At 64.8% G+C, this 18,516-nt stretch carries 18 protein-coding genes, 2 tRNA genes and 2 pseudogenes; 6 read left to right on the top strand and 16 right to left on the bottom strand.

Annotated features, from left to right (window positions below; genetic code table 11):
• Positions 1-4: 4 nt before the first annotated feature.
• From A5724_RS06745 to A5724_RS06720, 6 genes are all read right to left on the bottom strand, one after another.
• Positions 5-205, bottom strand: a complete 201-nt coding sequence (locus A5724_RS06745) for a hypothetical protein (RefSeq protein ID WP_067798139.1) — start codon at positions 203-205, stop codon at positions 5-7.
• Positions 206-594: 389 nt separating this feature from the next.
• Positions 595-846: a hypothetical protein gene (locus A5724_RS06740; protein ID WP_067798137.1), complete on the bottom strand. Its 252-nt coding sequence runs from the start codon at positions 844-846 to the stop codon at positions 595-597.
• A gap of 22 nt (positions 847-868) precedes the next feature.
• Complete coding sequence (locus A5724_RS34155; RefSeq protein ID WP_067798134.1) at positions 869-2,626, bottom strand: hypothetical protein; 1,758 nt, start codon at positions 2,624-2,626, stop codon at positions 869-871.
• Complete coding sequence (locus A5724_RS33630) at positions 2,623-2,775, bottom strand: hypothetical protein (RefSeq protein WP_156752161.1); 153 nt, start codon at positions 2,773-2,775, stop codon at positions 2,623-2,625. The genes A5724_RS34155 and A5724_RS33630 overlap by 4 nt, the downstream gene beginning before the upstream one ends.
• Positions 2,776-2,909: 134 nt before the next feature.
• Positions 2,910-3,170, bottom strand: coding sequence for a hypothetical protein (locus A5724_RS06725; RefSeq protein ID WP_156752160.1), 261 nt, complete (start codon positions 3,168-3,170; stop codon positions 2,910-2,912).
• Positions 3,171-3,256: 86 nt separating this feature from the next.
• Positions 3,257-3,466: a helix-turn-helix domain-containing protein gene (locus A5724_RS06720; RefSeq protein WP_067798357.1), complete on the bottom strand. Its 210-nt coding sequence runs from the start codon at positions 3,464-3,466 to the stop codon at positions 3,257-3,259.
• Between the two features lie 76 nt (positions 3,467-3,542).
• Here A5724_RS06720 and A5724_RS06715 point away from each other — a divergent pair, with 76 nt between their 5' ends.
• The 3 genes and pseudogenes from A5724_RS06715 to A5724_RS06710 all read left to right on the top strand — a co-directional run bounded on the left by A5724_RS06715 (position 3,543) and on the right by A5724_RS06710 (position 5,178).
• Complete coding sequence (locus A5724_RS06715; protein WP_082964898.1) at positions 3,543-4,052, top strand: helix-turn-helix domain-containing protein; 510 nt, start codon at positions 3,543-3,545, stop codon at positions 4,050-4,052.
• 37 nt (positions 4,053-4,089) lie between these two features.
• Positions 4,090-4,185: pseudogene (locus A5724_RS35090) on the top strand (Arm DNA-binding domain-containing protein); the annotation flags it as partial.
• A 39-nt stretch (positions 4,186-4,224) separates the two neighbouring features.
• The gene (locus A5724_RS06710; RefSeq protein ID WP_232004727.1) at positions 4,225-5,178 is read left to right on the top strand and encodes a site-specific integrase; all 954 of its coding nucleotides are present in this window, start codon (positions 4,225-4,227) and stop codon (positions 5,176-5,178) included.
• 42 nt (positions 5,179-5,220) lie between these two features.
• On the opposite strand, the gene A5724_RS06705 is transcribed toward A5724_RS06710, so the two are convergent.
• The 10 genes and pseudogenes from A5724_RS06705 to dnaA all read right to left on the bottom strand — a co-directional run bounded on the left by A5724_RS06705 (position 5,221) and on the right by dnaA (position 17,122).
• Positions 5,221-5,293, bottom strand: a tRNA-Ala gene (locus A5724_RS06705).
• Between the two features lie 129 nt (positions 5,294-5,422).
• Positions 5,423-5,496: transfer RNA gene (locus tag A5724_RS06700), tRNA-Ile, on the bottom strand.
• Positions 5,497-5,551: 55 nt separating this feature from the next.
• On the bottom strand, positions 5,552-6,391 hold the full coding sequence (locus A5724_RS06695; RefSeq protein ID WP_067798119.1) for a DUF3566 domain-containing protein: 840 nt from the start codon (positions 6,389-6,391) through the stop codon (positions 5,552-5,554).
• Positions 6,392-6,419: 28 nt separating this feature from the next.
• Positions 6,420-8,927 (bottom strand): DNA gyrase subunit A, encoded by a 2,508-nt coding sequence (gyrA, locus tag A5724_RS06690; protein WP_067798116.1) that lies wholly within the window; start codon positions 8,925-8,927, stop codon positions 6,420-6,422.
• A gap of 35 nt (positions 8,928-8,962) precedes the next feature.
• Positions 8,963-10,990 carry a DNA topoisomerase (ATP-hydrolyzing) subunit B gene (gene gyrB / locus A5724_RS06685; protein WP_067798113.1) on the bottom strand — a complete coding sequence of 676 codons (2,028 nt, stop codon included), beginning with the start codon at positions 10,988-10,990 and terminating at the stop codon, positions 8,963-8,965.
• Positions 10,991-11,227: 237 nt separating this feature from the next.
• Positions 11,228-11,788, bottom strand: coding sequence for a DUF721 family protein (locus A5724_RS06680; RefSeq protein WP_067798110.1), 561 nt, complete (start codon positions 11,786-11,788; stop codon positions 11,228-11,230).
• A complete protein-coding gene (gene recF / locus A5724_RS06675) occupies positions 11,785-12,945 on the bottom strand; it encodes a DNA replication/repair protein RecF (protein ID WP_067798107.1) in 1,161 nt (386 codons plus the stop codon). Before recF ends, A5724_RS06680 begins: the two co-directional genes overlap by 4 nt.
• Positions 12,946-13,845, bottom strand: a pseudogene (gene gnd, locus A5724_RS06670) (phosphogluconate dehydrogenase (NAD(+)-dependent, decarboxylating)); the annotation flags it as partial.
• Between the two features lie 25 nt (positions 13,846-13,870).
• Positions 13,871-15,070, bottom strand: coding sequence for a DNA polymerase III subunit beta (gene dnaN, locus A5724_RS06665; protein WP_067798101.1), 1,200 nt, complete (start codon positions 15,068-15,070; stop codon positions 13,871-13,873).
• A 540-nt stretch (positions 15,071-15,610) separates the two neighbouring features.
• Positions 15,611-17,122 carry a chromosomal replication initiator protein DnaA gene (gene dnaA, locus A5724_RS06660; protein ID WP_067798353.1) on the bottom strand — a complete coding sequence of 504 codons (1,512 nt, stop codon included), beginning with the start codon at positions 17,120-17,122 and terminating at the stop codon, positions 15,611-15,613.
• Positions 17,123-17,692: 570 nt separating this feature from the next.
• Here dnaA and rpmH point away from each other — a divergent pair.
• The 3 genes from rpmH to yidD are packed head-to-tail and all read left to right on the top strand — an operon-like array spanning position 17,693 to position 18,513.
• Entirely contained in the window at positions 17,693-17,836 is a 144-nt protein-coding gene (gene rpmH, locus A5724_RS06655) for a 50S ribosomal protein L34 (protein WP_067798098.1), read from the top strand.
• A 21-nt stretch (positions 17,837-17,857) separates the two neighbouring features.
• A complete protein-coding gene (rnpA, locus tag A5724_RS06650; RefSeq protein WP_067798094.1) occupies positions 17,858-18,223 on the top strand; it encodes a ribonuclease P protein component in 366 nt (121 codons plus the stop codon).
• A complete protein-coding gene (gene yidD, locus A5724_RS06645) occupies positions 18,220-18,513 on the top strand; it encodes a membrane protein insertion efficiency factor YidD (RefSeq protein WP_067798091.1) in 294 nt (97 codons plus the stop codon). The genes rnpA and yidD overlap by 4 nt, the downstream gene beginning before the upstream one ends.
• The last annotated feature ends 3 nt before the right edge of the window (positions 18,514-18,516 follow it).

Here is an 18,516-nt window from a genome sequence, read left to right as displayed (position 1 = left end):
CAGATCACTCATCTGTGCCGCCTTCCTGGGTGCCGGCGTTGTCGTCGATGTAGCTGCGCCTGCGTGCTTCGTCGAGGCCAGCTTGTGTCTTTGGGCGGATCGTCGGCGGGCGAAGTTCTGCTTCCATTGACTTTCTCCATGCGCGGTAATCGTCATCGGTCATATCGGCGATTGCCTGCTTGGTCGCCGTGTCGAGTTCAGTCAACTGTCGTCTCCTCCTCGCCGGGTAGCGCATCGACGGGAATCATCCGTTCCCGCCCGACTCGTCGACCGACACGAGCCGCGAGGCGGCGGGCAGTGCGTTCGCTACAACCGAGTTGGCGGGCGGCCTCACCCGTCGACACCCAGTCTGGCTGTGCGACAACAGATCCCTGTCCGTTGGCGGACACGGTGAGAGCCGCTTGCAGGTGATCGGCCAATCTATCGGCGGCCGCTGGAACCGGCCGCTTCGCCAGAATGTGCGCCCTGCGGTAGTAATTCGCAGTGACCCAAGCCATTCGAAGGTCTGTCTGATCAAGCGAGTTCATTCCAACTCCTCGAGCCCGTGTCAATGGCATATCTGAGCGATGACGAAGTTGTCGCAGCGGTAATCAGTCATAACTTGCGCCTGCTCACCGTGATCCGACGTACGAACTCCAGAGGCAGATCGCCGACCTGTTCGTGTACGACGTCGACACACGCGGCGTCGTAGTAGACGGCTCCGTCGCCCACGGCCGCATTGAGTGCCAGGAGTAGGTGTGTCGACCCGTCGGCAGCGACCGCCGTCACGGCGGTGTAGTCGGGCGAACCACCGTCGCAGAGGCTGCGGCTGCGGCCGTGGTCGACCAGGTGGGTTTGATCAGTCATTGTTGCCCCCTTCAGTTGGGCCTCATACCGTCACCTCCTGGGTGGCGTCGGTTTGCTCGCTCTGGGCGACGAGTCGGCACTCACGGCACAGTCCGGTCGTGTTCGACTGCAGGAGGGGCCGGTCACAGGCGGCACAGCTTGCCGTCAGAGGGAAGCCTGATATTTGCCTCGCTTGGCTCGCAGCCTCGTCTTCGCTGGTCAGGCCGCTAGTCGGCTGCGAGGTACTGGGGAGCACCTGACTCGCGTAACTCGCCTGACTCGCGCCTGACTCGCACTCGGTCAGCGCGTTGACCTGCGGTTGCGAGGCAGGCGAGGTGTGCGAGGAACTCTGCAAGTCTTCCTCTGGCGGTGTGATCGTCCACTTGGTGACGTTGTCGTGGTTTCGGCCGTTGTCATGCTCGATCGACCACCCGAGTGACCGAAGTGCGGGTGCGTGCCGAGTTAGCCGGGTGGTGGTCGCACGAGCGTTCTTCGGCCAGTCGCGAGGGCGGCGCCAATCAGGTCCGGTCGATGCTGCCCGAGAGGTGACGTCAGCCAAGACGTGGGCGGCGGGAGTTCCTTCGGCCCTGTGAAGCTGGCGTTGTAATTCAGCGATGAAGGAATCCGACGCGACGCTGTCTGCCGCGAGTCGGGTGGCGCGGTCGAGATAGCGGCTCATGCCGTTGGTCTTCTGGATGGTGTCGACGCACTTCAGTACTCGTGCGTAGTCGGCCATGCGGGGAAGTCCTTCGGGCACCTGGATGTTCGGCAGCATGAGGTGCACTGCTGCAGCGAGGTTGAGCAGCCCGGTCAGGACCGCGGGTCGGTCGCGTTCCCATCCGGTTGCGATCTCTGACTCGTCGCGGCGAAGGGCCGACGTGATGCGCTTGAGGTCGACCGGCGCGAGCCGGTCGGACAGGTCGCCGGCGAGGCCGCCGAGGTCGATCCCGTTCAGGATCACGCAGCGGCGGAATTTGAGCACGGCCAAGTCGCTGTCGGTGTAGAGCGCACGCTTTGGGAGTGCGTCGCCGGTCGCCGCCCGGCAGAGAGCGTCGGAGAACCACGGCGAGACGTCGGACATGTTGTCGATGGCGACCACCCAGCTCCCGTTCGCCGCCGTGGCCCAGTTGTCGATGTCACGAGGCGGCATCCGTAGCGGTGCGATGGATGGATCCACCAGCGAGACGAGGTGCCGGGTGGTGGTGCTCTTGGCGCTGCCGTGTTCAGCCAGTAGACCCAGGATGACGTGGGGAGCATCGGGCTGAATCAGAGCCGAGACGAGGAACGCGAGCAGTATCGGGCGGTCGCGATCATCGACATTCACGTACCGCCAGAGCAGATTAAGGTCACTACGCTCCGCAGGTTCCGGTAACGGTGCTGTAAGGGCGGTGCGGCGGAACACAACTGGCGCTGTGCGTTCGATGTGCCATGCGCCGTCGGTGATGACGATGACGCGGTCCTCGTGGTCGGCCATGTCGATGTAGATGGCGCCAGCGCGGGCCGCTACACGAAGGTGTAGTGGGCGTGCACGCTCCTGGGTGGCATACCCCTCCAGCACTGTGCATGCGTCTGCGAGTGCTTGCGATGCGGGGACCGCGTCGTGCTTGTCGAAAAACCTTCGGGCAAGCTCGGCCCTGAGGCCGAGCTTCCCTCCCCGCAATGTCATCGCGACGTGGGCGACATCCGGGTAGGTACCGAATGGCTGCCCGTCGTCGCTGATGCCTAGGACGTAGTTTTCCCGAGCCATGTCGACGAGTTGCGATGCAACCGAACGCTTTTCGGTCGGCTTGTCGTCGCTCACGCCGCCAACTTCGCTGATCGCCTGTGGACGCTGGCGGCCAACTGGTGGTAGCCCAGCCGCCGGATCCTGTCGCACGTCCCGCCATCAAGGATCGCGGGCGTGCCGAGTCGGTCGAGATGCACGACGGCAGCTACTGCAGCTTCGGCCATGTTGTCGCTGATGACGTCGTGGCAACGGTGGCGATCAAAGTGTGGATCTCGAATACAACCGCAGGGCTCGACCGGTGGCATGCGCAACTTCGCGCTGTGGCGCCGCTCCAATCCTGCATCAGCGGTCCTGATCGTCATTGCGCACCGTCCATCAAACGGCGTAGTTCGCGCCGAAGATCGCCCACGATTGCGGCGAGGTCGTCGAGCATTTCCGGCTCGTAGATGGCGACGTCTGACATGCCGCAGGTGTCGGGTAGGCCGTCGATCTCCGCCGTGAAGTCGACGATCAAGTGCTCGGTCTCTGTTGTCGCGAGCCGGATGAGTCGGCCCTCCAGGGCGCCGCACTCCACGGTGTACACGATGTCGCCTTTGTCAGCACTCGGTTGTAAAGTCATCGATGAACTTCCTTTCTGGTGATGAATGGGTTCGAGAAGGCTTCGGGGATTGCGGCCCCGGGGCCTTCCTCTTTTTGACTCGACTGTCATGCCACCCCTCCAAAGCGGCTCGCGGCCAAATAGTCGAGGACGTCCTGACGGAGGTACCGGACACGGCCGCCGATCTTCACGTACGGAATCCCCCGCCGCCGGTAACGGTCCTGGGCCAGGGCGTCCACTGTCGTTTGCACAACCTGTGCCACCTGGCCCGCGGTCGCGATAGGCGGCAGTTCCTCCAGTGCGAGCAGGTCTGCCATCGACACCTCCTGTCAGTTTTCTGCCAAACTTTGGCAGTGCCCAATTGCTACCACGGGCAGTGAGACACTGTCAAGGATGGTGACTTTTCTGCCAAACTATGGCAATGTCGGTGCCGTGGTAGGGAAGGAACCCGATACAGGACAGAGCGCGAAAACAGTGGCTAAGAACGTCGAGCGCCTACGGACTGACCAGAACATGAGCTACACCCGTCTCTCCGAATTGCTGCAAGAGCGTGCCGACTGGTCCATCAACGCCGTCGGTGTGCGGCGCATCGAGGCCGGCCAGCGCCGCGTCACTCCGGACGATCTCGTGGCTTTAGCTCTCGCACTTGGTGTTTCGCCCGCGACTCTCCTCATGCCAGTGGCATCGAAGCGTGACCAAGTGGTCGTCGCGACGGGTGTTTCCGGCGGCGTTCCAGCGGAGCTCTTATGGCGATGGCTCAACGCCGGCGGTCCGCTACCGGGTTCGGGCCTGTCAATGATGGCGTTCGGCGACCGAGCGTGGCCCCAATGGGAGCACGACGAATCAGAGAAGCTGCTGCAGGAGCTGCGCGAGCAAGGAGTTGGCGGCGTTGGCGACGATTGAGAAGTACGAAACTTCCTCTGGCGCAACGCGTTACCGTGTGCGCTACAGGACGCCGGACCGGCGCCAAACGGATAGACGTGGGTTTCGGACTAAACGCGAGGCGGAGGCTTGGGCGAACCAGCTCGAGGTCGACAAGCGCAAGGGCGCGTATGTCGCCCCGGCCGCGGGCCGGGTGAAGCTGGGCGACTTCGCGCATGAGTGGTTGGACTCCAAACACAAGCTGAAGCCGTCGACCCGCGCCACCTATCGAGTCATCGTCGACACCGCGATCGCTAAGCGTGCGGACGTCGCGCTCGGAGACATCAGTCGTCAGATGGTGCGCGAGTGGGTCGCCGAACTCAGTGTCGATCTCGCCCCGGCGACAGTGCACAAGTCGATCGGTGTCTTGCGCCAGGTGCTCGCGATGGCCGTGGCCGAGAACAGGCTCGTGACGAATCCCGTGGACGGCGTGGAGTTGCCGTCAGTGCGGGCAGCCGAGCAAAGGTTCATCACATTGGAGCAGTTGCACACCTTGGCCGATGCGGCTGGCGACCACCGCCCTCTGGTGTACGTGCTCGGGACGTGCGGCCTCCGGTTCGGTGAAGTGGCGGAGCTGCGGTGGCGGGATCTCGATCTAGAGAAGAGGCAGATCCGGATCACCCGGTCGGTGGCTCTCGTGGACGGAGTGTTCGAGATTGGGTCACCCAAGAGCGCCAAGGGGCGCACGGTGAGCCTGCCCGCTTTCGTCGCGGACCTTCTTACCCCTGGCGAGCCCGACGCTCTGGTGTTCCCCGACTCCCAGGGCGGGCACATGCGCGGGAACAACGTGCGGCGCCGGTGGTGGTCCGATGCCGTCGTGGCGGCCAGACTGTTCCCCCGAACTGTCACCGACGCAACGGGTGAGCCGACGACGGTGTACGACTTCAAGATCCACGAGCTACGGCACACTGCGGCGTCGCTGGCGATCCAGGCCGGGGCGAACATCAAGGCTCTTCAGAACATGCTTGGCCACGAGTCGGCGGGGTTGACGCTAGACCGGTATGGCCACCTGTACGGGTCCGACGTCGAGGCGGTCGGGGTCGCCATCAACGCACTTTTAACACGAGAGTGTGGGCAAAGTGTGGGCACGGAGCGAATTCCGGCCTAGGTTGGCGACGTAAACAGCCTTGTCTACCTGCTGTTTCGCTTGTGGAGCCTAGGAGAATCGAACTCCTGACATCTACCTTGCAAAGGTAGCGCTCTACCAACTGAGCTAAGGCCCCTGATGTGGTCAGGACGGCGCGTCGGCCGCGGTGTGCCACACCTCGACGCCGTGCCGCGACCGCCACACCAGCACCGCGACGGCGATGGCCGCGAGCACGAACACCAGCCTCAAGGTATGCACCTTTCCGTGGGGCTAGGAGGACTCGAACCTCCGACCTCTTCGTTATCAGCGAAGCGCTCTAACCGCCTGAGCTATAGCCCCGAAATGGGTACGGCCGAGCGACGAGATTACCTCACCGCTGTGCCGCCGCCCAAACTCAATCCCTGTCGGCCAGGGTGACTTCCACCCCACCCACCAGATCGGTGGTCAAGTTGTAGATGAACGCCGCACACGTCGCCATCGCGGTCAGCAGCACGATATTCACCAGGCCGATCAACGCGGCTCCGCCGAAGATCGTTCCGCTGGACACCAACTCGCCGCCGGAGCTGCCGCCCGCGCTGGTCAGCAGGTCGCCGACGTTGCTGTTCAGCTTGCTCCACACGCCCATGCCGCCGAGCACCAGATACAGGAACGCCACGGCGATCATCCACACGAAGAACAGTGCCACCGACAGCACCAGCGACACCTTCAGCGTGCTCCACGGATCGATGCGGCGGATCTGCATGCTGGCCCGGACCGGCCCCTTGTGCCGGGTGCCGACCTGCGCCCGACTGGACGCCGCGGGACGGCTGGCCGGTTCCGACGCCGGACGCTGCTGCTCCTTGCGCGGCTGCGCCGGTCGCGGCGTGGGCCCTGACAGGTCGGGTAGCTCGCTGGCGTAACTCTCGGGCCGCACCGTCTCGGTGCGTTCACCGAACGCAGGCGCGTCCTGCTCGTGCGACGGCGCCTGTGCGGACGACCCGGACCCCCCGGCAATGAACCGGTTCAGCCGAGCGTCCACACCGGCGTTGTGGCCACCCTCGGGGGCCTGACGCTGCGGCTGACGTGGGGCGCGGTTCGCGGGCCCCCGCTGCCACGGTGGGACGTCGTTGCCGCCGCGGGCTGCCGCGTTGCCGAGCGAGCCGTTGTCCTTGGACGACGGCGCGCCGCCGGAGCCGTTGGCGCTGCCGGGGGCGTCGCCCGTACGTGGGTACCCCGGCTCGTTCGGTGAACTCACCTACGGCTCCTTACCTGTCCGCCACCGGCTACTCACCGACGTCGGTGTTGACCTCGTCGGTACTGTCGCCCTCTTCCGCGTTGCGCGCAATGGCAATCAGTGTGTCGCCCTCACCCAGGTTCATCAAGCGGACACCCTTGGTCTGCCGCCCGGCCTTGCGGACCTGGCGAGCCGCCGTCCGGATGACGCCCCCACCGGAGGTGATGGCGTACAACTCTGTGTCGTCATCGACGATCAACGCTCCGACCAGAGTGCCACGCCGCTTGTCGAACTGGATCGTCAGCACCCCTTTGCCGCCGCGACCCTGAACCGGGTACTCGTCGATCGCGGTCCGCTTTGAGTAGCCCCCGGACGTCGCGACCAGCAAATATGTATCCGGCCGGACTACGTTCAGCGACAGCAGCGTGTCCTCTTCGTTGAACCGCATGCCCTGCACACCGGAGGTAGCCCGACCCATCGGCCGCAGCGCCTCATCGGTTGCTGAGAACCGGATCGACTGACCCTTGGCCGAGACCAGCAGCAGGTCGTCCTCCGCCGAGCACAGCACCGCGCCCACCAGTTCGTCACCGTCACGCAGATTCACCGCGACGATGCCGCCGGAGCGGTTGGAGTCGAAGTCGGTGAGCTTGGACTTCTTCACCAGACCGTTCTTGGTGGCCAACACCAGATACGGCGCGTCCTCGTAGCTCTTGATCTGGATGACCTGGGCGATGCGCTCCTCCGGCTGGAAGGCCAGCAGGTTCGCGACGTGCTGACCGCGCGCGGTCCGCGACGCCTCCGGCAGGTCGTACGCCTTGGCGCGGTACACCCGGCCCTGTGTGGTGAAGAACAGGATCCAGTCATGCGTCGAGCACACGAAGAAGTGGTTGACGATGTCGTCCTGTTTGAGCCCTGCGCCCTGCACCCCCTTACCGCCGCGCTTCTGGCTGCGGTACAGGTCGGTCTTGGTGCGCTTGGCGTAGCCGGTCTCGGTGATCGTGACGACGACGTTCTCGCGGGCGATCAGGTCCTCGTCGCTGACGTCACCGTCGGCGGCGACGATGCGGGTCAACCGGTCGTCGCCATACTTGTCGACGATCTCTTTGAGCTCGTCGCGCACGATCGCGCGCTGCCGTTCGGGCTTGGCCAGGATGTCTTCCAGGTCGGCGATCTCGGCCTCGATCTTGGCCAGATCGTCGACGATCTTCTGACGTTCCAGGGCGGCCAGCCTGCGCAACTGCATGTCCAGGATCGCCTGGGCCTGGATTTCGTCGATGTCGAGTAACTCGATCAAGCCCTGCCGGGCCACGTCGACGGTCGCCGACGCCCGGATCAACGCGATCACCTCGTCGAGCGCGTCGAGCGCCTTGACCAGACCACGCAGGATGTGGGCCCGTTCGTTGGCCTTGCGCAGCCGGTAGGTGGTGCGCCGGACGATGACGTCGAGTTGGTGGTTGACGTAGTGCCGGATCAGCTGGTCGAGCCGCAGCGTGCGGGGCACGCCGTCGACGATGGCCAGCATGTTGGCGCCGAAACTGGTCTGCAGCTGGGTGTGCTTGTAGAGGTTGTTCAGCACCACCTTGGCGACGGCGTCGCGCTTGAGCTCGACCACGATTCGCAGGCCGACGCGGTCACTGGACTGGTCCTCGATGTTCGAGATGCCTGCCAGCTTGCCGTCGCGCACCTGCTCGGCGATCGAGGTGATGAAGTTGTCGTGGTTCACCTGATACGGAAGCTCGGTGATCACGATGCCGGTGCGGCCGCGGTTGTCCTCTTCGATCTCACAGACACCGCGCATGCGCACCGACCCGCGGCCGGTCTTGTACATGTCGGAGATGCCCTGCGATCCGACGATCAGACCCTTGGTGGGGAAGTCGGGCCCCTTGACGCGTTCGCAGACCGCCTCCAGGGTGGCTTCCTCGTCGGCGTCGTGGTTCTCCAGGCACCAGTACACCGCGTCGGCCAACTCGCGCAGGTTGTGCGGCGGGATGTTGGTGGCCATGCCGACCGCGATACCGCCCGAGCCGTTGGCGAGCAGGTTCGGGAACCGGCTCGGCAGAACCGTCGGCTCCTGTACGCGCCCGTCGTAGTTCGGGATGAAATCGACTGTCTCCTCGTCGATTTCGCGGAGCATCTCCATTGCCAACGGAGTCAGCCGCGCTTCTGTGTACCTCATCGCCGCTGGCGGGTCGTTACCCGGCGAGCCGAAGTTGCCTTGGCCGTCGACCAGCGGGTACCGCAGCGACCACGGCTGCGCCATCCGGACCAGGGTGTCGTAGATCGAGGCGTCGCCGTGCGGGTGGTAGTTGCCCATCGTTTCGGCAACGGAGCGCGCCGATTTCGCGTGACTGCGGTCCGGCCGGAAGCCCGAGTCGTACATCGCGTAGAGCACCCGGCGGTGCACCGGCTTGAGGCCGTCGCGCACCTCAGGCAGCGCGCGCCCGACGATGACGCTCATGGCGTAGTCGATGTAGCTGCGCTGCATCTCCTGCTGAATGTCGACCGGTTCGATGCGGTCGCCGGCTTCGTCGCCAGGCGGCAACGTGGTATCAGTCATGAATTCTCAGCCCTAATTGGTTGTGTACTTCGCCGCTAAACATCAAGGAAGCGAACGTCTTTGGCGTTACGCGTGATGAAGCTGCGGCGCGCCTCGACGTCCTCGCCCATCAGGATCGAGAACAGCTCGTCGGCGGCTGCGGCGTCGTCCAACGTCACCTGACGCAGCACCCGCACCGACGGATCCATGGTGGTTTCCCACAACTCCTTGGCGTCCATTTCGCCGAGACCCTTGTAGCGCTGGATGCCGTCGTCGACGTTGATCTTCTTACCGGCCTTCTTGCCTGCTTCCAGCAGACCGTCGCGCTCGCGGTCGGAGTAGGCGAACTCCGGTTCGGACCGCTGCCACTTCAGCTTGTACAGCGGCGGTTGCGCCAGGAACACGTGACCGTTCTCGATCAGCGGCTTCATGAACCGGAACAGCAGCGTCAGCAGCAGCGTCGAGATGTGCTGACCGTCGACGTCCGCGTCGGCCATCAGCACGATCTTGTGATAGCGCAGCTTGGTGAGGTCGAACTCGTCGTGAATGCCGGTGCCCAACGCGGTGATGATCGCCTGGACTTCGGTGTTCTTCAGCACCCGGTCGATGCGCGCCTTCTCGACGTTGATGATCTTGCCGCGCAACGGCAGGATCGCCTGGAACATCGAATCGCGACCGCTCTTGGCCGAGCCGCCTGCCGAATCGCCCTCCACCACATAGAGTTCCGACTTACGCGGATCGGTGGAGCGGCAGTCCGCCAGCTTGCCTGGCAGGCCGCCGATGTCCGTTGCGCTCTTGCGGCGCACCAACTCACGCGCCTTACGGGCCGCGATACGCGCCTGCGCCGACGAAACAGCCTTGTTTACAACGGTTTTCGCCTCGGCTGGATTCGCCTCGAACCAGTGGCTCATCTGTTCGTTGCAGATCTTCTGCACGAACGACTTCACCTCGGTGTTGCCGAGCTTGGTCTTGGTCTGGCCCTCGAACTGCGGTTCGGCCACCTTCACCGAGATCACCGCGGCCAACCCCTCACGGATGTCGTCGCCGGTGAGGTTGGGGTCCTTGTCCTTGAGGAGCTTCTTGTCCTTGGCGTACTTGTTCACCACGCTGGTCAGCGCGGCGCGGAACCCCTCTTCGTGGGTGCCGCCCTCATGGGTGTTGATCGTGTTGGCGAAGGTGTGCACCGACTCCGAGTAGCCGGCGTTCCACTGCATCGCAATCTCCACCTCGTGGCCTTCGCCCTTGCCCGCGAAGTCGACGATGCTCTGGTGGATGGGTGTTTTCGTCCGGTTGATGTGCTTGACGAAGTCGACAAGACCACCGGGGTAGTGGAAGGTCCGGTTCTTCACTTTGTGCGGACCGGCCGCCTCGGCCGCCTTTTCCTCAGCCGACTTCGGCGCCTCGGCGGTATCGCTGACCACCTCGTCGGTGACCTCTTCGGCAGACACCCGCTCATCGGACAGGGTGATGGTCAGACCCTTGTTGAGGAACGCCATCTCCTGCAGCCGGCGGGCCACCGTCTCGAAGTCGTAGTTGGTGGTCTCGAAGACATTGGGATCGGCCCAGAACCTGATGGTCGTGCCGGTCTTCTTGGTTTTCTCGCCCTGCTTGAGCGTGCCGGGCACCGAGTTGTCATAGGACTGGAACCACTCGTAGCCGTCGGTGCGGATGTCCGCCTCGAGCCGGGTGGACAACGCGTTGACCACCGAGACGCCCACGCCGTGCAGTCCGCCGGAGACGCTATAGGCGCCTTCCTCGAACTTGCCACCCGCGTGCAGCACCGTCATCACCACATCGACGGTGGGGATGCCGGTCGAGTGCATGGCCACCGGGATGCCGCGTCCGTTGTCGGTGACCTCGACGCCCCCGTCGTCGAGAAGTCGGACGGACACCTCGGTGGCGAAGCCGGCCATCGCCTCGTCGACCGCGTTGTCCACGACCTCCCAGATCAGGTGGTGCAGACCTCGTTCACCGGTGGAACCGATGTACATGCCGGGACGTTTGCGGACGGCCTCGAGGCCCTCGAGGACCTTGATCGAATCGGCGCCGTACTGTTCCTGTGCTTTCTTCTTAGCAGCAGCCACGGGCGGAAGCTTCCCTACTTTCTGAATGGGGGGTGGTGCTCTGACGGCGAATCGGTCACCGTCGGCAAGTCATGACAACAGTCTACCGGGAGACAGCGCCGGGACCGACTCTGAGGCGGCGTTTCTGCACACCTATTTGCGCCGTCTGTGGAATTTCTCGATCTCAGGTGCGTGAAGTCGCTCAAGCGGTAGGGTCGCGGCCTTCTGGCGGCTCTCAGCCCACCGACGCCGACGGCCTCAGCCGTACGTGTCGCGGGGTCCGCGACCCGCGATGTGATATCGCCCCTTGCGCCACGACGGCGCCACCGGGCCGACGATTTTCAGCGACGTCACCACCCCATCGCCGACCGCGGCCGCGATCTTGGCCAACAGTTGCGCCTGCACCATCCGAAGCTGGGTGGCCCACGCCGTCGATTCTGCCGAAACTGTCAGCACCCCGTCGGTCAGTGACGTCGGCGCGGCGTGTGCGGCGATCTGCTCGCCGACCAGACCCGGCCACCGCCCGAACACCGACCCCTCGGCGACGCGGCCCGACCACCCCCGGCTGCGGGCCAGGTCGCTGGTCGCCGCACCCAACAGTTGAGGATCCCGAGAGTCCGGGCCAGGCCCCGACCACCGACGCCGACTGGTGCCCGCCACCCGGCGGCGGGCGGGCGACGTGCGCCCACGACCGACGTCCTTGCCCTGGATACGGGCAGCGCCGCGGGCCTCCTCCAGCGTTCGACGCACCAGATCCATGCCCGCCAGATTGGCGAGATGAGCCGGTGGTCCTGCGGCGCTGTCGTCGTCAGATGTCATGGCATCACCATCGATACTCGGCCGGAGTCGTCGTCGCGCATCGCGATCTCGACCCGGCGGGCGTCCCAGTCGGCGGGGATGTCCTCGTGCACGGCGGCGGTCACCAGCACCTGTTCGGCGTTGGCGGCGACATTGGCCAGCGCCTGTCGGCGCGCATTGTCCAGTTCGGCGAACACGTCGTCGAGTAACAACACCGGGTCGCCGCCCTCGGCGCGCAGCAATTCGTACCCCGCCAGCCGCAGCGCCAACGCCATCGACCACGATTCCCCGTGGCTGGCAAACCCTTTCGCGAGCTGATCGCCCAACCGCAGTTCCAGGTCGTCGCGGTGCGGCCCGACCAGGCAGACGCCGCGCTCGAGTTCGGCGTCGCGCCGCCGGGCCAACGCGTCCAGCAAGGCGGCCTCGAACATCTCAGCGTTGTGGTTTCCAGCGGCCGCTTCGCTTTCGACGACCTCGACGGCGCTGCGGTACTGAATGGCCGCAGGCCTCGACGCGGGCGCCAGCAGTTGGTAGGCCTTCTCCACTTCGGGCGCCAGTTGGTTGACCAGTTCGACGCGCGCTGCGATGAGTTGTGCGCCGTGCGCGGCCAGATGCCCGTCCCACACGTCGAGAGTGTCCAGCACGCTGCGGTCGCCGCGGTGCCGCGCCGGGCCCGCGGTTTTGAGCAGCGCGGAACGCTGCCGCAGCACCTTGTCGTAATCCGCACGAACGCCGGCGATCCGCGGCCGCCTTGTGGTGGCCAATTCGTCGAGGTAGCGGCGGCGTTCGCTCGGATCGCCGCGCACCAGCGCGAGGTCCTCCGGCGCGAAGAGCACGGCCCGCAGCACACCGAGGATCTCGCGCGCGGAGCGCACGGGGGAGCGGTTCAACCGCGCCTTGTTCGCCCGGCCCGCTGTGATTTCCAGGTCGACAGCCAATTCGCGGCCGTCGTTGACGACGATGGTGGACACCACCGCGCGCTCGGCGCCCGCACGGATCAGCGGCGCGTCCGACGCTACCCGGTGCGAGCCGAGTGTCGACGAATACCACAGCGCCTCAACGAGATTCGTCTTCCCGAAGCCGTTGGGGCCGACGAATACCGTGCGCCCAGGCGCCAGTTCCAGGTCGACCTTCGGCCAGGATCTGAAGTCTTGTAAACCCAGACGACGGATGAACACCTAGCCGGACTCGCTGATCCTCTTGACGGCGTGGCCGCCGAACTGGTTGCGCAGCGCCGACACGGCTTTCATCGCGGGCGACTCTTCCTGCCGGGACGCGAACCGCGCGAACAACGACGCGGCGATCACCGGCATCGGCACCCGGTGGGTGATCGCCTCCTCGACCGTCCACCGGCCTTCACCCGAATCCTCGGTGTAGCCGCTGATCGCGTCGAACTCCGGATCTTCCTTGAGCGCCTTGGCCAGCAGTTGCTGCAACCAGGACCGCACCACCGTGCCGTTGGTCCAGGCCTGGATGACCGCCTGGGTGTCGGTGATCAGGTCTTCGGCGGCCAACAATTCGTAACCCTCGGCATAGGCCATCATCAGGCCGTATTCGATGCCGTTGTGCACCATTTTCGCGTAGTGCCCGGCACCGACCGGCCCCGCGTGCACGAATCCGTCTTCGCGTGGGCCTGCAGGACGCAAGGTGTCGAAGATCGGCATGGCCCGTTGGACATCGGCGTCGCTGCCGCCCACCATCAGGCCGTAACCCTCCGTCAGGCCCCAGACACCGCCGGACACGCCTGCGTCGATGTAGGAGATTCCGTTGTCGCCCAACAACTTTGCGTGCGGAGCATCCTCGGTGTAGCGGGAGTTGCCGCCGTCGATCACCATGTCGCCCGGGCTGAGCTGATCGGCCAGCGCCGCGATGGTTTCATGCGTCACCGGCCCTGACGGCACCATCACCCAGACCACCCGGGGCGCGGTGAGCGCCTCCGCGAGCGCGGCGAGCGTCGGCACGTCGGTGACCTCGGGTCGCGGGTCGTATCCGATCACCTCGTGACCGCCCTGACGCAGGCGTTCCCGCATGTTGAAACCCATTTTGCCTAGGCCGACGAGACCTAATTGCATGTGCGCGCCTCTTTCGTGGCGGTGGGGCCGGTCAGCCCGGAAGCCGCACCGGCATCAACAGGTAGACGTAGTCGGTTTGCGCGGCCGGGAACGGCCCGCTTTCACCGACAGATCCATCATCCTCACCCGCCGGACGCAACACCGCGGGACGGCTGGGTGTCGTGAAACCGAATGTCACGCGCTCCGAATGCAACGAACTCAAGCCGTCGGTCAGATACGTCGGGTTGAACGCGATGGTCAGCGGGTCACCCGAGAACGACACCGGAAGGTCTTCTTCGGCGCGGCCGACGTCGTCGGCGCCTGCCGACAACCGCAGTACGTCGTCGGCGAATTCCATCCGCACCTGCGCACCGCGGTCGGCGACCAGGGCCACGCGCTTGATGGCCTCGGTGAGTTCCGCGACACCGATGGTGGCGATCGCCGTGTGCTCGGCGGGCAACAGTTGACGGAATTTCGGGAACTCGGCGTCGAGCAACCGCGTGGTGCTGCGCTTGCCCTCGCTTCGAATGCCCAACAGACCGTCCGCGCCGACCGCGGATCCCGACCCGAGCGACAAATGCACGTCGGCGCCGTCGGCGCCGGCCTTGGCGGCCTCGGCCAACGTCTTGGCCGGCACCAGCACGGCCGCCTCGATGTCGGCCGACGTCGTCGACCATGTCAGCTCACGGACCGCGAGCCGGAACCGGTCGGTGGCCGCCAAAACCACCTTCTCGCCGGAGATCTCGACCCTGATGCCGGTCAGCATGGGCAGGGTGTCATCGCGTCCGGCCGCGACGGCGACCTGGCCGATGGCCTCGGCGAACAACTGCGACGAGATCACGCCGGTGTCCTCGGGCAGGGCGGGCAGCGCCGGGTAATCCTCGACCGCCATGGTGGGCAGCGAGAAGCGGGCGCTGCCGCAGGTCAGCGACACGCGGGTGCCCTCGACGCTGACGTCGACCGGTTTGGCGGGCAGCGCTCTGGTGATGTCGGACAACAACCGGCCAGACACCAAAACGCTTCCGGGAGAAGCGATTTCGGCTGCAACCTGCACTTCGGCCGACACTTCGTAGTCGAATCCGGAAATGGTGAGACCGTCATCGGTGCCGGTGAGCAGGACGCCGGCCAGGACCGGGACCGTCGGTCGGGTGGGCAAATTCCTGGCAACCCAGGCCACGGCGTCGGCGAAGTCCTCGCGAACTAACCGGAATTTCAGATCGGTGAGACCAACGGTTGTCGTCGCCACGTTCATAGCGTCCCTTCGATACACACCACAACAAGGTCTTACCAGCGTTTTCCCGGTGTCTCGCGACGCGTCTCCCCGATGCGCTCCGACGACCGTAACGGCTGTCGATGAACCACCGTAGAGCTTTCCGGCTCAACTTGAAAGCTAATCGATCGGGCTGACATGGGCGTTCGCAAAGCGACTCCCCGGCCGGTGAATCGTTGTGTCCCCAGGTGGCTTCTTCGAAGAACAATCTTTGGAGATATACGAGCAACAGTATTAGGGCTTGTGGACGTTGGGGATAACCGGGTGTCGGCGCAGCGTGGCGGGCGTGTCGCGGTGTGGGTCAGTTGTGGATGAATTACGGGTAGCTGCGCCGGCCCTGTGGACCTCGGCGGCGTTGTGAACGAAACACCGGACAATCCGAGGGTTGATCGCAGGTTGTGCACATGGGTATCCACACCGACGCCGTGTGACAACTGATACCGGCGGTGCAGAAGTTTTTCGAAGATTTTTGGGATGCGCAGCGTGCTCCGGCGGCTACCCGGAGTCAGAAGTACAGAAACGTCAGCGTTTGGAACGCTGGCGGATTCGAGTCGTGAGCTCTTTGACGTGGTCGAAGACCTCACGGCGCTCGGCCATTTCGCCGCGGATCTTCTTCTCCGCGTACATGACTGTGGTGTGGTCGCGGCCGAACGCCTGGCCGATCTTGGGCAACGACAGGTCGGTGAGCTCGCGGCACAGATACATGGCGATCTGTCGCGACTGCGCCAGCGCCCGGGTCTTACCCGGCCCGCGTAATTCCTCGACGCTGGTTTCGAAGTACTCGGCGGTCGCCGCCATGATCGTCGCGGTACTGATCTGCATCGTGCCCGCGTCGGCGATGAGGTCGCGCAGCACGATCTCAGCCAACGACTTGTCGATCGGCGTCTTGTTCAACGACGCGAACGCGGTCACCCGGATCAGCGCGCCCTCGAGTTCGCGGATGTTGCGTTCGATGCTGCTGGCGATCAACTCGAGCACATCGCCGGGCACGTCGAGTCGGTCCATCTGCGCCTTCTTGCGCAGGATCGCGATCCGCGTTTCGAGTTCGGGAGGCTGGACGTCGGTGATCAGCCCCCACTCGAAGCGGGTGCGCAACCGGTCCTCGAGGGTGGCCAGCTGTTTGGGCGGCCGGTCGGAGGAGATGACGATCTGCTTGTTGGCGTTGTGCAGCGTGTTGAAGGTGTGGAAGAACTCCTCCTGGATTCCTTCCTTGCCCTCGATGAACTGGATGTCGTCGACTAACAACACGTCGATGTCGCGGTAGCTGCGTTTGAACGAGGCCTTGCGGTCGTCGCGGAGCGAGTTAATGAAGTCGTTGGTGAATTCCTCGGTGGACACGTACTTGACGCGCATGCCAGGGAACAGCCGCTGGGCGTAGTTGCCGGCCGCATGCAACAGGTGCGTCTTGCCCAGCCCCGATTCACCCCAAATGAACAAGGGGTTGTAGGCCCTGGCGGGCGCCTCAGCAATCGCGAGCGTTGCGGCGTGAGCGAACCGATTCGAGGCCCCGATGACGAACGTGTCGAAGGTGTAGCGGCGGTTCAGATTGACCGCGGTCGGCTCTCCGGAAGGTACGCCCTGCGGGCGGTGGGAAAAGTACGACGGCCAGCTTTCCTCGGCGCTGGCCAGCGCTTCGGAGTCTTCGTCGACTTCGTCGGGATCGGTGCCGAGCGGCACCGAAGATACGGCGGTGAAGCCGTTGACGGACTCGTCGGGCTCGGCTGGGGTCGGGGCTGTGATGCGCACACCTAGTTCGACGCGCTGGCCGAGCTGACGGCTCAATGCAGAAATGATCGGTTCGCGCAGGTGCCGTTCGATCTCGTTCTGCACGAACGAGGTGGGCACCGACAGCAAGGCAAACCCCTCCGCGATGACAAGGGGTTGGACCAGCTTCAACCAGGCCCTTTGCTGCGGGGTGAGGGTGGGAAGTGCTGCGTCTCCGTTGTGGCCTTCAGCGTTGTTGGAATCGCCGTTGAGTTCGGCTACGACGTTGTTCCATACGGCGACGAAGGGTGGATCGGGGTCAGTTGTCAATGACCACAACCCCCTCGAGGCCGATCCGGAGACGACCAAAGGAACGATGACGAACTGTCCACATAGTTATCCACAGCCTGTGGAGACAGGACAGCCATCTCGCTCTGTTGTCTACCGGCGGGGACGCCGCGGGCCGTGGCTCATCACAGTGATGGTGCGCTCTGTGGGCTCGCGACTGGTCGGCATCCCCGCTTCGTTGTCTGTCGCCGTTTCGTTATCGAAGCGGCATTGGCAGAAGCTAACAGTTTTCTCGTCGGGTGCCAACCGTTCTGCAACATTCCCCGCAGCCATATTTTTGCTCACCGAGAGGGCGTGACGGCTGTGGCGAATGTAGGGCGTCGGGCTGCGACGGGTAGTCGCTCGGGCGAGGTTTGACCCAGCGAAATCTCGTCAGTACCCTCGAACAGTCGCCCGAACGTCGGCGATACGGCTGCGACCCGGATCCGTCTGGAGACCGCGCCGGTTAGCAAGCGAGACGGACGAGCTTACCAACGGCAATCGCGTCCCCACCGGTACGACGTGTTATCGGCATGGGTTGCGGATGCCAGACGCAACGAGGAGTGAACAGCCGTGGCCAAGGGCAAGCGGACCTTCCAGCCCAACAACCGCCGACGCGCGCGGGTGCACGGGTTCCGGCTGCGGATGCGCACCCGCGCCGGCCGGGCGATCGTGTCGAACCGGCGGTCCAAGGGGCGCCGCAAGCTGACTGCGTGATTAGACGCAGGGTTTAGCGCGGTGCTTCCGGCTCGGTACCGGATGACGCGGTCTACCGAATTCGGCGCCACTGTCAGTCAAGGGGTACGGGCGGTGCAGCCCGATCTCGTCGTGCACGCGTTGCGTGCCGAGGACGGTGGCGCCGACAACGGGCCGCGGATCGGTTTGGTTGTCTCGAAAGCCGTTGGCAGCGCGGTGCAACGGCACCGGGTGGCCAGGCGCCTTCGGCATGTCGCCAGGACGTTCGTCGACGAACTGGATCCGGCCGACCGCATCGTGATCCGCGCGCTGCCGAGTAGCCGCAGCGCCATCTCCGCGCGGCTGGAGCAGGAACTGCGAACGGCGTTGCGCCGCACCCGCCCGCGTCGTGAGGCGGCGGACCGATGAATCCCGTCGTCCGCGGGCTGATCTTCTTCATCGAGTTGTATCGCCACACCATCTCGCCGATGCGGCTGCCGACGTGTCGGTTCAGCCCGACGTGCAGCCAATACGCGGTGGAGGCGCTCACCGAACACGGGTTGATCCGGGGCGGATGGCTGGCGTTGGTGCGGCTGCTGAAATGCGGCCCGTGGCATCGGGGAGGATGGGACCCGGTACCCGAGCGTCGTCGTATCCCGCGCCAGGACAGTGTGGGGGCACAATCCGGTGCCGAAGTGGAAAGCGAGACTCGTGTTTAACTG

This window comes from Mycobacterium sp. ACS1612, assembly GCF_001667505.1.
GTDB lineage: Bacteria > Actinomycetota > Actinomycetes > Mycobacteriales > Mycobacteriaceae > Mycobacterium.
Note: the sequence above shows the minus strand (reverse complement) of the source record. Positions and strands in the feature narration are given on the sequence as shown.

Excerpts from the sequence above, each read along its gene's own strand:
- A5724_RS06740 (WP_067798137.1), bottom strand. The coding sequence starts at position 846 with ATGACTGATCAAACCCACCTGGTCGACCACGGCCGCAGCCGCAGCCTC.
- A5724_RS33630 (WP_156752161.1), bottom strand. The coding sequence starts at position 2,775 with ATGGCCGAAGCTGCAGTAGCTGCCGTCGTGCATCTCGACCGACTCGGC.
- A5724_RS06725 (WP_156752160.1), bottom strand. The coding sequence starts at position 3,170 with ATGACTTTACAACCGAGTGCTGACAAAGGCGACATCGTGTACACCGTG.
- A5724_RS06720 (WP_067798357.1), bottom strand. The coding sequence starts at position 3,466 with ATGGCAGACCTGCTCGCACTGGAGGAACTGCCGCCTATCGCGACCGCG.
- A5724_RS06715 (WP_082964898.1), top strand. The coding sequence starts at position 3,543 with ATGGTGACTTTTCTGCCAAACTATGGCAATGTCGGTGCCGTGGTAGGG.
- gyrA (WP_067798116.1), bottom strand. The coding sequence starts at position 8,927 with ATGACTGATACCACGTTGCCGCCTGGCGACGAAGCCGGCGACCGCATC.
- A5724_RS06680 (WP_067798110.1), bottom strand. The coding sequence starts at position 11,788 with ATGACATCTGACGACGACAGCGCCGCAGGACCACCGGCTCATCTCGCC.
- dnaN (WP_067798101.1), bottom strand. The coding sequence starts at position 15,070 with ATGAACGTGGCGACGACAACCGTTGGTCTCACCGATCTGAAATTCCGG.
- yidD (WP_067798091.1), top strand. The coding sequence starts at position 18,220 with ATGAATCCCGTCGTCCGCGGGCTGATCTTCTTCATCGAGTTGTATCGC.